General features: G+C 46.0%; 15 protein-coding genes. All 15 read right to left on the bottom strand.

Translation table 11 applies throughout. The annotated features are described in order from the left end of the window. Positions 1 to 74: 74 nt before the first annotated feature. The 15 genes from ccmI to VA249_RS10225 all read right to left on the bottom strand — a co-directional run bounded on the left by ccmI (position 75) and on the right by VA249_RS10225 (position 13,729). Complete coding sequence (gene ccmI, locus VA249_RS10155; RefSeq protein ID WP_221067916.1) at positions 75 to 1,292, bottom strand: c-type cytochrome biogenesis protein CcmI; 1,218 nt, start codon at positions 1,290 to 1,292, stop codon at positions 75 to 77. Next, the gene (locus tag VA249_RS10160; RefSeq protein ID WP_221067917.1) at positions 1,292 to 1,777 is read right to left on the bottom strand and encodes a cytochrome c-type biogenesis protein; all 486 of its coding nucleotides are present in this window, start codon (positions 1,775 to 1,777) and stop codon (positions 1,292 to 1,294) included. The genes ccmI and VA249_RS10160 overlap by 1 nt, the downstream gene beginning before the upstream one ends. After that, on the bottom strand, positions 1,774 to 2,328 hold the full coding sequence (locus VA249_RS10165) for a DsbE family thiol:disulfide interchange protein (protein ID WP_221067918.1): 555 nt from the start codon (positions 2,326 to 2,328) through the stop codon (positions 1,774 to 1,776). Before VA249_RS10165 ends, VA249_RS10160 begins: the two co-directional genes overlap by 4 nt. 1 nt (position 2,329) lies before the next feature. Beyond that, positions 2,330 to 4,312 carry a heme lyase CcmF/NrfE family subunit gene (locus VA249_RS10170; protein WP_221067919.1) on the bottom strand — a complete coding sequence of 661 codons (1,983 nt, stop codon included), beginning with the start codon at positions 4,310 to 4,312 and terminating at the stop codon, positions 2,330 to 2,332. Continuing rightward, positions 4,309 to 4,794, bottom strand: a complete 486-nt coding sequence (ccmE, locus tag VA249_RS10175) for a cytochrome c maturation protein CcmE (RefSeq protein WP_211916203.1) — start codon at positions 4,792 to 4,794, stop codon at positions 4,309 to 4,311. Before ccmE ends, VA249_RS10170 begins: the two co-directional genes overlap by 4 nt. Next, entirely contained in the window at positions 4,791 to 4,997 is a 207-nt protein-coding gene (ccmD, locus tag VA249_RS10180; protein WP_128810451.1) for a heme exporter protein CcmD, read from the bottom strand. The genes ccmE and ccmD overlap by 4 nt, the downstream gene beginning before the upstream one ends. Positions 4,998 to 5,009: 12 nt before the next feature. After that, a complete protein-coding gene (locus tag VA249_RS10185) occupies positions 5,010 to 5,753 on the bottom strand; it encodes a heme ABC transporter permease (RefSeq protein ID WP_211916201.1) in 744 nt (247 codons plus the stop codon). Positions 5,754 to 5,862: 109 nt separating this feature from the next. Beyond that, positions 5,863 to 6,531, bottom strand: coding sequence for a heme exporter protein CcmB (gene ccmB / locus VA249_RS10190; protein WP_128810450.1), 669 nt, complete (start codon positions 6,529 to 6,531; stop codon positions 5,863 to 5,865). 1 nt (position 6,532) lies between these two features. Then, positions 6,533 to 7,150 (bottom strand): cytochrome c biogenesis heme-transporting ATPase CcmA, encoded by a 618-nt coding sequence (gene ccmA / locus VA249_RS10195; protein ID WP_221067920.1) that lies wholly within the window; start codon positions 7,148 to 7,150, stop codon positions 6,533 to 6,535. Positions 7,151 to 7,346: 196 nt separating this feature from the next. Continuing rightward, entirely contained in the window at positions 7,347 to 7,838 is a 492-nt protein-coding gene (locus tag VA249_RS10200; RefSeq protein WP_221067921.1) for a DUF2802 domain-containing protein, read from the bottom strand. Positions 7,839 to 7,851: 13 nt separating this feature from the next. Beyond that, a complete protein-coding gene (locus VA249_RS10205) occupies positions 7,852 to 8,346 on the bottom strand; it encodes a chemotaxis protein CheW (RefSeq protein ID WP_038864816.1) in 495 nt (164 codons plus the stop codon). A 35-nt stretch (positions 8,347 to 8,381) separates the two neighbouring features. Continuing rightward, the gene (locus VA249_RS10210) at positions 8,382 to 9,506 is read right to left on the bottom strand and encodes a chemotaxis protein CheW (protein ID WP_221067922.1); all 1,125 of its coding nucleotides are present in this window, start codon (positions 9,504 to 9,506) and stop codon (positions 8,382 to 8,384) included. Then, entirely contained in the window at positions 9,499 to 10,275 is a 777-nt protein-coding gene (locus VA249_RS10215) for a ParA family protein (protein WP_211916197.1), read from the bottom strand. The genes VA249_RS10210 and VA249_RS10215 overlap by 8 nt, the downstream gene beginning before the upstream one ends. Positions 10,276 to 10,283: 8 nt before the next feature. After that, positions 10,284 to 11,408 carry a protein-glutamate methylesterase/protein-glutamine glutaminase gene (locus VA249_RS10220; protein ID WP_221067923.1) on the bottom strand — a complete coding sequence of 375 codons (1,125 nt, stop codon included), beginning with the start codon at positions 11,406 to 11,408 and terminating at the stop codon, positions 10,284 to 10,286. A 29-nt stretch (positions 11,409 to 11,437) separates the two neighbouring features. After that, entirely contained in the window at positions 11,438 to 13,729 is a 2,292-nt protein-coding gene (locus tag VA249_RS10225; RefSeq protein WP_221067924.1) for a chemotaxis protein CheA, read from the bottom strand.

Genomic DNA, 13,729 nt, shown 5'->3' on the forward strand with positions numbered 1-13,729 from the left:
CTCGATCGGTCTTAGTCATACCACAAATCCGACCTGATAATCACAAAGTGTCATATATCAGAGTCGAACGTGAATTATTGATACTGTTTATCAATCGTCACGTCAACTGGCTGACCAAACTCAACCGCTTCGCTTTCACCGTGCCAATCTTTATCACGCGTTGCAACGTTACCATCAGAATCGACACGCACTCGTACCAAAAGCTTGTCTAACGAAGAAAGTTTTTGCCCTTCCATCATCGAGTTGCCATCGTCAAGTACCACAGTACGAGGGAATGTGCCTAACGGGTAACGAGCCGCTGCCACTGGCATTGGCGAACCATCAGCACGATGAACAGACACAATAAGCACTGCATTGGGATCCAATTGCGCTTCCGGTGCCACATTAATCGTGACTGCAACACTCTTATCTGGAGAAACGGCTTCGCCCATCTGCTTACGCGCACTTTCAATGCTGCGACCTAGCATCTCATAACGACTGTCTTCAGGACCAATCATTTGCTGCATGATGCCCCAGTACTTAATCGCCGCAGGGAAATCTTGACGTTCAAATGCGTCAAACGCAAGCAGTGAGAAGACACGTAAATCAACGTAATCTTGCTGCATCAGTTTGCCAAGTAATGAACGTGCCGTCGCTTGATCCATATCGTCTTGTGACAACATAAGGGCTTGTGCGTAACCAAGCTGAACATCAGGATCTTTCGGATCCAACTTGTACGATTTCTCCATCGCATCAATGGCGGTGGTTACATCACGATTTGCTAGCGCAATGCGCCCTAATAATAACCAACCCGTAGAATCCTCTGGTTGGTAATGCAGACGAGTACGCAATGCCAAAGACAAATCAGACATTTCATCTTCGCTTAATGGCTGAGAAGAAGCAGACATCAACTTCTTAGACAACTCAGGAAGATTAGAAGTGACTTCTTGCCATTGAATCACATCTTGTGATGCGCCAAACTTGAAGTACAAGCCATAGCTCAATGCCACCGTCAGCACTACAGATGGAATCAAAACCGCCATTGGTGAGACTTTGGTTTCACCCTGTATTTTTTCACTTGGGATGTCATCTAGCAAAGACTGCTTCAAATCAGAAATCAATTCATCTTGGCTCTCAACCAAACCTTCATCGGTTTCTTCTTCAAGTTCTGAAAGACGGTCTTTATAAAACGCTTTGTTTAGCTCATCACGCAACACTTCATCGTTGTTGGCTTTTTGCTTGAGTATCGGTAATGCAATCAGTGCACATGCGACAAGCGTAAGAACAACGGTAGCAATCCAAAATAGAGTCATTACTTCTTATCTCCGTTATTCTCTTCTTCAAGTAGTGATTTAAGGCGCGCTTCTTTCTCTGCGTCCCACTCTTCTTCACTATCTTGTGCAGCCAGCGCCTTTGACTTGCGGCTACGTAGTACGATCAAGCCAAAACCACCTAAAACAACCGCAAATGGACCAAGCCACAAAATGGCAGTCGCCATAGTAAACGGAGGATTGTAAGTCACAAAGTTGCCGTAACGAGCAATCATGTAATCGACAATCTCGTCTTTAGACTTACCCTCTTTGGTCATTTCATAAACCTTATGACGTAAGTCTTGCGCGAGTTCAGCATTAGAGTCTGAAATCGTATTGTTCTGACATTTAGGGCAGCGTAAGGTATGCCCTAGCTCTTTGAACTGCTGCTCTTGCTGCAAATTATCAAACTCATACACCTCGATCGCTGCATGAGCAGCAATCGAAAATGTCATCGCGGCGAAAGCGGCTAAGAGAAACTTTTTCATTGCTTCGCCTCCTCAACCAATTGGGTATAAAGCGGTTCTAGAGTTTCCGCCCAATTGCGTGGATTGACATCACCAACATGACGGTAACGAATGACTCCATTTGCATCGATAACGAACGTTTCCGGTGCGCCGTATACACCAAGATCCAGACCAAGCATACCGCTGCCATCAAACAGACTAATCAGGTATGGGTTGCCAAGATCATTCAACCAGCCAATCGCTTTATTACGATCATCTTTATAATTCATACCGATGATCTTCACGCCGTTGCCCGCCAATTCATTTAGGTACTTGTGTTCTGCGTAACAGGTTGGACACCACGTTGCCCAAACATTAAGTAGCAAAGGTTCGCCCTTAAAAATCGACTGGTCATATTGCTTACCAGGTTCCGCTAAGTCTTCTAAGTGAAACTCCGGTACGGGTTTGCCAACAAGTACAGACTCTAGTTTCGTTGGGTCATCGCCCTCTTGGTTGCGAACCAACTGAGTTGCGAAGATGCCCGCCAAAACCATAAAAGCCACCAACGGGATAAATAAGACTTTCTTATTCATATTATGCTTCCTTCTCCGCTAGCTTTGATTGTCCGTCTTTCTTCGTTGTTTTACGAAAGCGGTAACGTCTGTCCGAGATAGCTAAAGCACCACCTAGAGACATAATCAAAGAACCAGCCCAGATCCAACGAACAAATGGTTTGTAGTAAATTCGTACAGCCCAAGAACGGTTATCATCTAAACGCTCACCCATCGCAATGTATAAGTCGCGAGTGATGCCTCGATCGATTGCCGCTTCGGTCATCATTGACTTCGCAGTACGGTAAAAACGCTTCTCCGCATGGAGGGTATTCACATATTTACCATCGTTAGTGATTTCAAAATCTGCGATGTAACCATCGTAGTTCGGACCGTCTTTATCGCGTAGACCAGAGAAGTAAAAATCGTAACCGTAAATCTTAAAGTGCTCGCCAGGAGCCAGACGAACATCACGCTCGATGCTGTAATTTTGCACCATCGCAATACCAATAACGGTAACAGCAAGACCAATGTGGCCTAACATCATCGCCCAGTGACTGCGTTGTAGTTTACGTACGCCCTCAACAAAACTATGACGGTGCGTTGCGCGTTCGTATAGCTCAAAACCGTGCATCGAGATGATCCAGATTGCCATTACCCAACCAATGTAAGCCATGACTGAGAAGAAATCTGCGAACAAGTAAACGCAAACTGCGGCTAAGCCGAAAGACAAAATGCCAGAAACAATCATTGGCTTAACAAGCTTAGATAAGTTGTCTCGTTTCCAGCGGATCAGCGGACCGATACCTAGCAAGAATGAAAATGGCATCATCAGCCAAGCAAATAGCATGTCAAAGAATGGCGCACCAATAGAAACCGAACCAAGACCAATTTGCTTATGAACTAATGGCAATAGCGTCCCGACAAGGACAACCACAAGCGCTGCGATAATCAGAACGTTATTAGCTAGTAATGCGTTTTCACGTGATACTAAATCGAAGTTGCCACGTACACGAACCGCTGCACCTTTAACAGCAAACAGCAATAAAGAACCACCGATAACGAACACTAGGAAGCCCAGAATGAACATACCGCGAGATGGATCAGAGGCAAACGCGTGTACGGAGACCAAAATACCAGAGCGAACCAAGAACGTACCGAGCAAACTTAGCGAGAATGCAGAGATCGCCAGTAGTACAGTCCAAGCTTTAAATGTACCGCGTTTTTCCGTTACTGCTAGAGAGTGCATCAATGCTGTACCCGCTAGCCATGGCATGAATGATGCATTTTCCACTGGATCCCAGAACCACCAGCCACCCCAGCCAAGTTCGTAGTATGCCCACCAAGAGCCTAGTGCGATACCGAGTGTTAGGAATACCCATGCAGCGGTTGTCCAAGGACGAGACCAGCGTGCCCAAGCCGTATCAAGACGACCCGTCATTAAAGAGGCAATGGCAAACGAGAAAGCAACCGAGAAGCCAACATAACCCATGTATAGCATTGGAGGGTGAACGATCAAACCAGGATCTTGAAGCAGAGGGTTCAAGTCTCGACCGTCTACCGGGAAGAATGGCAACGTGCGCAAGAATGGGTTTGAAGTCAAAATAATAAACAGTAAGAAACCGACTGAGATCATACCCATTACAGCGAGTACTCGTGCAACCGATTCTTGTGGCATACCACGGCTAAAAGTCGCAACGGCTACCGTCCATGCGGCTTGGATAAGAACCCAAAGCAACAATGAACCCTCGTGTGCGCCCCAAACCGCAGTTAGACGGTAGTACCAAGGAAGTTGGCTGTTTGAGTTGCTCGCAACATATTGCAGCGTGAAGTCGTTAGTATAAAAACCCCAACACAAGATGACGAATGAGAAAAACAGCATAATGAACATCGACCATGATAGTGGTCGTGCTGTGTTCATCAGCATTGTGTTGTTGTTTGATGCTCCCCATAACGGCAGAATGCTTAATAGCACCGCCATCGCAAGCGATAAAATGAGGGCAAAGTGACCGATTTCAGCAATCATTGGCCGCTTCCTTGTTTCTGTTCGGTTGTGTATTGCAAAGGTTCATGCGTTTTCTTCATCGCTTCTGCGATCTCTGGTGGCATGTACTCTTCATCGTGTTTCGCAAGAACTTCGAACGCTTTTACTGTTGTTGCATTCTCTAAAACACCTTGAGCAACAATGCCCTGCCCCTCACGGAACAAGTCAGGAAGAATCCCCTCGTAAACGATCGTCACTTTCGGACCAACATCGTGCAAATCAAAAAGAACTTTTAGAGACTCAGGATCACGGCGAACAGAACCCTCTACAACCATACCGCCAATACGCAGACGTTGACCAACCTCTGGCTTGCTGCCATCAGGCTTACCGTTAACAAGCTCTGTCGGCGTATAGAAGAGATCCATGTTTTGGTTAAGTGCATAAAGCATCAAACCAACCGTGGCACTGATACCGATAAAAATGGCTAAAATAATACCTAGCCTCTTTTTACGTCTCGGGTTCATAAGGTGTTCTCCATATTTTTCGCCGCGTCAATGCGCGTTTGACGATCAATTTTTGCTTGAACTTCTTTCAATAACGCATCTCCTCGACGAAGACTCGAAACCAACAAAATGATCATAGATAAAAAGGTAATACCAAATGCGCTCCACACGTATGACGCGTAGCCACCCATGGCAAATAAATCGCTTAGCGTTTCAAAATGCATAATTCAATTCCCTCACTGCGCTTTTTCGGTAGCAAGTTTGCGCACCCAAGGTCGGTGGCTCTCTTTGCTGATAATTTCGTTTCTAAAACGCACCATCGTGACTGCACCGAAGAAAAACGCAAAGCCAAAAATATTCAATAGCAACGGCCAAAGCATATTTGCTGAGATAGATGGTTTTTCAAATTTTGTAATTGTTGCCCCTTGGTGAAGCGTGTTCCACCACTCCACAGAGAAGTGAATAATAGGTAGGTTAACCACACCAACAATCGCTAAAATACCCGCCGCTTTTGCCGCTGTTTTTTGATCATCAAATGCATGGTAAAGCGCGATCACACCAAGGTATAAAAATAGAAGAATTAGTTCAGATGTTAAACGTGCATCCCAAACCCACCATGTGCCCCACATCGGCTTACCCCAGATTGCTCCCGTTAACAAAGCAATAAAGGTAAACACCGCACCAATCGGCGCCATTGCTAGTGCAGCCATGTTAGAAAGTCGAACTTGCCACACTAGGCCAATAAATGCAGCAATCGCCATCGACATGTAAACGCCCATCGACCAAATGGCGGAAGGGACGTGAATATAAATAATTCGGAAACTGTCGCCCTGCTGGTAATCCGATGGAGCAAACGCAAGCCCCCATACCGTACCTACCGATAAGCAGACTAAGGCCAATACAGAAAACCAAGGGAGAAACTTACCACTTAAATCATAAGCTGCTTCTGGCTTGGCATAAGGATGGAGCCATTTCCACATGTTTAATTCTCGCTCTTACTTCAGGGACACTATCCAGAGGGCCGGGACCGTAGCAGTGCTTTAATAATAATTCTTTGATCAAACGCCAACTAAGACGCTCTTTATTGAGTTAATTAACACTAACTCTTAATGCCGCACTGATCGCAAATGGAGTCAATGTCATTGCCCCCATCAACATCGCGCCTAAAATTGCCAATTGACCGTTATACGCCATACCCAGTGCTGCAGCATCAATTGCAGATGTCGCAAAAATCAAAATTGGAATGTAGAGCGGAAGAATCAGCAAACTCAAAAGTACGCCGCCCTTTTGCAATCCAACGGTCAATGCCACTCCAATTGCACCGATAAAACTCAGTGCTGGCGTGCCGATCACTAACGTCAGAACCACAGACAACCAAGTATTAAAATCAAGAGAAAGTAATACGGCCAACAGTGGGCTGATCAAGATAAGTGGTAACCCCGTTAACAACCAATGAGCTATGACCTTCGAAAGAACAACAAGTTGCAAAGGGATTGGCATTAGCATCATTTGCTCTAGCGAACCATCTTGGAAATCATCGCGAAATAGACGCTCCAATGATAATAACGCAGAGAGCAATGCAGCAACCCAAACAATGCCCGCAGCAATACGTGCTAACAAATTTGGCTCAGGACCAATACTCAATGGGAACAAAGTGATAACAATAATAAAGAACCACAGCGGGTTTAGAATATCGGCCTGACGACGAAATGCGATCAGCAACTCACGGCGGATAATGGTGGTCATGGAAGATATCATCTCAATCACCTAGCTTAATTTTTCTAAGTTTCGTGCTATCTGCAAACATATCTTGGTGTGTGGTTAACACGACGATGCCACCATTATCTGCATGACGAGCAAACAGGGATTCAAGAACTTTCACACCTTGTTTGTCAATTGCGGTAAGAGGTTCATCCAAAATCCATAAAATTTGGTTACTCAACCAAAGTCTGGCTAGCGCAACTCGTCGCTGTTGCCCTGCAGAAAGTTGTGCGACAGGCACGTCTTCTCTTCCAGCTAGCCCCACTTGAGCGAGTGCAGTAAAGATTTCTTCATCTGAAGAGCGATTATTATGGATAGATTGATAAAAACGCAGATTTTCTAGCGCGGTAAGCTCTCGCTTCACGCCAGTTTGGTGTCCTAAAAAAAGCAAATCTTGATGGAAAACATCGCGAGCTTTCTCGATCAATTCACCTTTCCATTTGATGATGCCCTCTTCTCTATCGCCTAATCCGGTTACGATACGTAGCAATGTTGTTTTCCCTGTGCCATTACGTCCCTCTATTTGGACGAGTTCTCCAGGTTTAATTTCAAACTGCAGATTTTCGAACAAGATCCTTTCATCGCGGATCGCAGTAAGGTTAGAGACTTCTAACATAGGGCATCAACTAAAAAATGAACGAGGCGCTATATTAGCACAGCTTAGTTGTGACAAAACAGAATAAGAAAGCGATGAACTATGTAACTTCGTGAGTTTTTGTTAACTTGTTGTCACATTACAATAAAACTAACCACAAATGGTTATAAGTTTATATTTTAGAAATAAAAAAAGAAGCCGAAGCTTCTTTTTCTCTTTAACGTCCTCGCCCTCGTGAAGGGTAAGATGGGACATCAAGTGGTTGGCTGGTAAGCGGTGGAATTTTTTCTTTTCCTGCGAGTTTTTTCTGCAAAGACAACATCAGTTCCGCCTCTGCTTTTGGTAGCTCACACTCTTCAATCAACTCATTGATATCAGCACCAAGTTGGACCATTTTGCTCGCTCGGCTGTACAAACGTCCATCCGTATCTGCATGCTCTAGCTCTCTAATACGCTCGCTAAGATGTTGCATGATATCTTGCTGTTCTGTGACTTTTTGACCTAGGCCGACAACAACTGAACGCACTTCCAATAATTGCTTATTGAGTTTTTGTGCCTCTTTTTCCGCATTTCGCGCTTGTGCACGTTGCTGATCCAACTGCTTTTGAAACCCGGCACGTATCCGTAACTGAAGCAGGAGTAATGCAAAGAAAACAAAAACAAGGCCACCGATGAACAATGGTAAAGAGTGAAATGTATCTTCAGCCATGATTTAATAACCTTTATAGATGAGCCATCTCATCCCATTCGTCATCTGAAAGCAGTTTATTCAAATCAACTAGGATTAGTAGCTTACCATCACGGTTGCTCACCCCTTGAATGAACTTAGCACTTTCATCGGTACCAACAGATGGTGTGGTATCTATTTCAGATGAACGTAGGTAAACCACTTCGGCCACGCTATCAACCAGAATACCGATCACTTGGCGCTCAGATTCAATCACAATAATGCGCGTATTATCCGTTACTTCACCTTCCATAAGGCCAAAGCGTGAACGTGTATCAATAACCGTTACCACGTTACCACGTAGGTTGATAATACCTAACACATAATCAGGCGCACCTGGAACTGGAGCAATCTCTGTGTAGCGAAGCACTTCACGAACTTGCATCACGTTGATGCCATACGTTTCTTCTTCTAGTTGGAACGTCACCCACTGAAGAACCTCGTCGTTCGATGTATCTTTCTTCACTTCAACTTCAAAAGCTTGAGACATAGTTAATCCTCGTTAATGTCGTTCCCGACCAAAATCTAATTCATTGATTTTACATCTAAACCAGCGTTTAGCATGTCTATTAGTGCTTGGACATGAATTAAAGCACACATTTTTTCTTTCACCATGCCCGCTAGCCAAGGGCGCTTTCCTGCTTGCTCACGCCAGCGAACTTTGTCGATATTGAGGGTTTCCGTTCCCATTAACTGGTTACTTGCCAGCCCCCACATGCTTTCTCCTAGCATGACGACATATTGGTAATTCTCTTTGTACTCTTCACCAACAAGTTTGTCGGCCATCACCCATTTTGCCGTATCCACAACATCGAATTGTTGTTCGCGTCCAGTTTGTAAACCGAGATACCAAGCCGGACGGCCAATTAAGTGATTGAGCTCTGTAATTCGGTGAATCCCACCCAGCTCATCAAGCGGGACAGCAAAAGTAACGCCATTCACATCAAAGTACAGCACTTGAAAATCTTGCGTACGTTGCGTGTTTTCCCATGAGAGAGGGACTGACGCCCCTGCTTGTGTCTCTAATTTTGGAGACAATTCATGTTGCGCCTCAACGTCGATATCAACAATGGATGCAACGCTTTCAACAGTATCCCACTTAGTTTCTGACTCAGGCTTAGTTTCTGTCTCAAGCTTAGTCTCTAGTTCTAGCTTTGATTCTAGATCAAACTTGAGCTCTAGATTTGGCAGGTCGGCCTCTGTCGAATACGCTGGCGCTTCTTCAATGTTCCAATCTTGAATTTCTTCAATTTCTGCAACGTGAACCTCGACTTTCGTGTCAGGTTCAACGGGTTGCGATTCAGCCGAAAAATCAAGCTCAATCGCTGGATTGATCGATTCAAGTTGACTCAGTAGTCGCTGTACGTCTTCCAGATTTGGCGCTTCTAATGCAGGCGCGTACATATCGCTGAACTGATAAGATTCAGGCTCTGCGTATTTTAACTGTAGTTTTGGCTCTGGCTCTGGCTCTGGCTCTGGCTCTGGCTCTGGCTCTGGCTCTGGCTCTGGCTCTGGCTCTGCAGATGATAACGTTTGTGCAACCGTGTCTCGCTCTTTTTCAGGCTCAACAACCTCGACCTCTTCACCAAGCAGTGCTGTGAAGTAATCGTCCAACGCCTGTTCACTAGAAAGTACGTCGTGGCTACTCATCGAACGCAAGCCTCTCCAAGTAAATCAGCAATTGCTTGTATGCAAAGACGCCTCGGCTTCCAGAAGCAAAATGCGACGCAGGTAAATGCTTCAAGCTGGCATCGCGGAACTTGGTATCAATTGGCACGGCAGACGTCCACACCTGATTTGGGTAATCCTTTTTCAGTTGCGTTAATGTCTGTAACGATGCTTTTGTTCGCTTGTCGTACATGGTTGGAACAATCGTGACTTTAAAACCATCCGGGCGTGACTTCTGCATGATGGTCAAAGTACGGATCATGCGCTCCAGACCTTTCATGGCCAAGAATTCGGTCTGCACCGGAATCAAAATCCGATCACTTGCCGCCAATGCATTGACCATCATGACGCCTAAGATCGGTGGGCAATCAATCAATACATAATCGTAATCTTGAGAAACTGCTTGAAGTGCACGCTTTAAAATCAACCCCATCCCGCTACGATTACCCATGACACGGTCAAGCGTTGCTAAAGACATGTGCGCAGGAATAATGTCCATACCATCCAATTCTGTATTCAGAATCAAAGGCTTCACTGTTTCCGGCGAAAATGTCTTTAACTGAAATAAATCAAAAAGACTGGAAGCAACGGTGTCAGAATCATACCCAAGATACGTCGTCAGTGACGCATGCGGGTCGGTATCGACCATCAGTACGCGATGTCCCTTTTGGCTCAATAATCCAGCCAGTGTGACTGTCGACGTTGTTTTGCCCACGCCACCTTTTTGGTTCGCTACACTCCAAACGATCATGTTTTTTCCTAAGCCAATCCCACTTCAACCAACATGCGCTCTGCAATGCGGTCGAGAGGTAAATCTTCAGTTGAGATCCCTGCTTTGGCGACAGCTTGAGGCATACCATATACCACACAGCTTTCTTCGTCCTGAGCCCAAATCGTCGACCCAGCAGATTTCAGCATGCGCGCACCTTCACGGCCATCGGCACCCATACCTGTCAAAACCATCGACAGAACTTTGTCACCATAGACTTTCGCTGCAGAACCAAACGTTACATCGACACATGGTTTGTAGTTCATGCGGTCACCACCATCGATGATGCGAATACGAGCGGCTCCTGGGCGACCATCGATCATCATTTGCTGACCGCCTGGAGCAAGGTATGCAACGCCGGCACGTAAAACATCACCGTCTTCTGCTTCTTTCACTTGAATCTTACAAAGCGTATTCAAACGACTCGCGAATGCTGCCGTAAACGTTGCTGGCATATGCTGAACAAGCACGATTGGGTGCGGGTAATTCGCTGGCAACTGAGTCAGAATTTTTTGCAAAGCCACAGGTCCACCTGTAGAAGTGCCAATCGCTGTTAGTTGGTATCGCTTACCTGATGCACGAAACTTCATTGCCATAGGACGACTTGGAGCCGACGTTGACGAATGTGCCGACGTTGCTGCCGCTCGTGATGCCAACGGTCGAGTTATCGAACTTGGTGTTGGTGCACTTCTCAATGCAGGCCTGCGCATAAATGCACGTTTAGCGGCAATTTGAATCACGCGCTGTTGCAATAAAGAGACGGCTTCTTCTCTATTGCGAGCAATGTCTTCGAATTTTTTCGGTAGGAAATCCAAAGCCCCAGCATCAAGCGCATCAAGTGTTGCTTTCGCTCCATCGTGAGTTAGTGACGAAAACATCAATATTGGCGTTGGAGACGCCGCCATAATTTCACGGACGGCAGTAATACCATCCATGACAGGCATCTCGATATCCATCGTGATAACGTCCGGTTTAAGAGCTTTGGCTTTTTCTACCGCTTCTCTACCGTTTACCGCAACGTCAATCACTTCTAGGCGCGATTCTGAGTTGATGATTTCGCTAACGCGACGACGAAAAAAACTCGAATCATCAACGACTAATACTTTAATCGCCATTTTGTTCCTTTTTTAACTGCTCGCCGCGCTTAAATGCGCGACGCTGCAGCATATTGCTTAAGTAGATCTGGCACGTCGAGAATCAACGCAATGTGACCATCACTGGTGATCGTCGCACCCGCCATACCCGGCGTTCCTTGTAGTAGATTGTCTAGCGGTTTGATCACCACTTCTTCTTGACCAATTAAGGTATCCACTACAAATCCAACACGTTGGCTGCCAATCTGTACAATCACGACATGACCATGTCCGGCACGTTCTTGAACGCGTGGTGATTTTGCCGCTAACCAGTTCTGCAAGTAGAACAATGGAATCGACTTATCACGAACAATGATCGTCAACTGACCATCAACAACGTTGGTACGGCTCAAATCTAAATGGAAGATCTCATTCACTGATGCTAGAGGGAGCGCAAATGGATGCCCACCGACACCGACCATCAGCGTTGGTAAAATCGCTAAGGTCAACGGAACTTTGATCGTAATCTTAGTGCCTTTACCAAGCTCAGAATCAATATCAATCGAGCCATTTAGGGTATTGATCGCGGTTTTTACCACGTCCATACCAACACCACGGCCAGAGATGTCAGAAATTTTCTCTTTGCTTGAGAAGCCTGGTGCAAAAATTAAGTTAAAGCACTCTTTGTCTGTCAGACGCGCAGCCGCATCTTCATCCATCATGCCGCGCTTAACCGCAATGCCACGAAGTTTGTTCGGATCCATACCGCCGCCATCATCAACGATAGCAAGTTCAATATGGTCACCTTCTTGCGATGCAGACAGAATGACTTTACCCGTACGAGATTTCCCTACTTTTACTCGGTCATCTGGCATTTCAATGCCGTGGTCTACCGAGTTACGCACCAAGTGAATCAATGGATCCGCGAGCGCTTCAACGAGGTTTTTATCTAGATCGGTCTCTTCACCACGCATTTCAAGCACGATGTCTTTATTTAAGTTACGCGCCAAATCACGAACCACTCGAGGGAAGCGGCCAAAGACTTTCTTGATTGGCTGCATGCGCGTTTTCATTACCGCACCTTGAAGATCGGCGGTAACCACATCAAGGTTTGCGACGGCTTTCGCCATTTCTTCGTCGTTGCTATTCAAACCGAGGCTCAGTAAACGGTTACGAACCAATACTAATTCGCCGACCATGTTCATGATGGTATCTAGCGTCGAAGTATCCACTCGCACTGTCGCTTCTGCCTGTGGCTTTTTCGCAGCGGGTGCCGCTTTCGCTTCTTCTTTTACGGCAACAGGCTGTGCTTCAGGCTTTGGAGTCTGAGGCGCTGCAGCAGGACTTGGCGTTAGTGCTCTCGAATTAGGAGAACTCGGATTAGGAGAACTCGGAGCCGGAGCGCTTGGTGTTGGAGCAACTTGAGGTGCTTCAGACTCAAAATTTGCCGATGCAGGTTTAGTCGCGAAATCAAGCTCCTCAATTGATGGACCTTTACCCGCCCCATGCAATTCATCGAGAAGTTTTTCAAATTCTTCGTCCGTCATCAGATCACTGTCATCTGATGTAAACGACACTGGCGCAACTGGCTCTGGCGCTTTTGGTGGCTCTACTGGCGCGATCGTTGAAGCCGATGGACTCTTACCTACACCATGCAACTCATCCAAAAGGCGTTCAAATTCGTCGTCCGTAATGTCGCCGCTTTCTGTCGTTGGAGCGCTTACTTGAACGGGTTCCACCGAAATGCTTGGCGCAGAAGCACCCGGAGCCGCACCTTTACCATGCAGCTCATCTAACAGTTTCTCGAATTCATCTTGTGTGATTTCATCGACTGAACCTACACTTGCATTCGTCGTTGTTGCAGGCTTATCCGTGATTGAATCAAACACCATCGGTTCGATAATCTCAGGTTCTTCAATGGTAGGAGCAGAGCTAACAACCGGTGATGAAGCCACCACTGCTTCATCTTCAGACTCAGGTTTACATAAACGATGTAACTCTTCTAACAATGCAGGATTCGCCGCTTCTAAAGGCTCACGGTCTTGCACTGCTTGAAACTGCGTATTCACCGTATCAAGTGCTTTAAGCATGGTATCCATCAAACTTGCCGTCACCGAGCGCTGACCGTTTCGCAACACGTCAAACACGTTCTCAGCACCGTGACAGGTATCCACCAGCTCACCTAATGATAAGAAACCAGCACCGCCTTTCACGGTGTGGAAACCTCGGAAAATCGCGTTAAGGAGATCTTTATCTTCTGGGTTGTTTTCCAGTTCGACTAATTGCTCAGAAAGCAGCTCGAGAATCTCTCCAGCTTCAATCAGAAAATCCTGAAGAATATCTTCATCTAAATCGTAGCTCAT

This window comes from Vibrio alfacsensis (genome assembly GCF_019670485.1).
Classification (GTDB): Bacteria; Pseudomonadota; Gammaproteobacteria; order Enterobacterales; family Vibrionaceae; genus Vibrio; species Vibrio alfacsensis.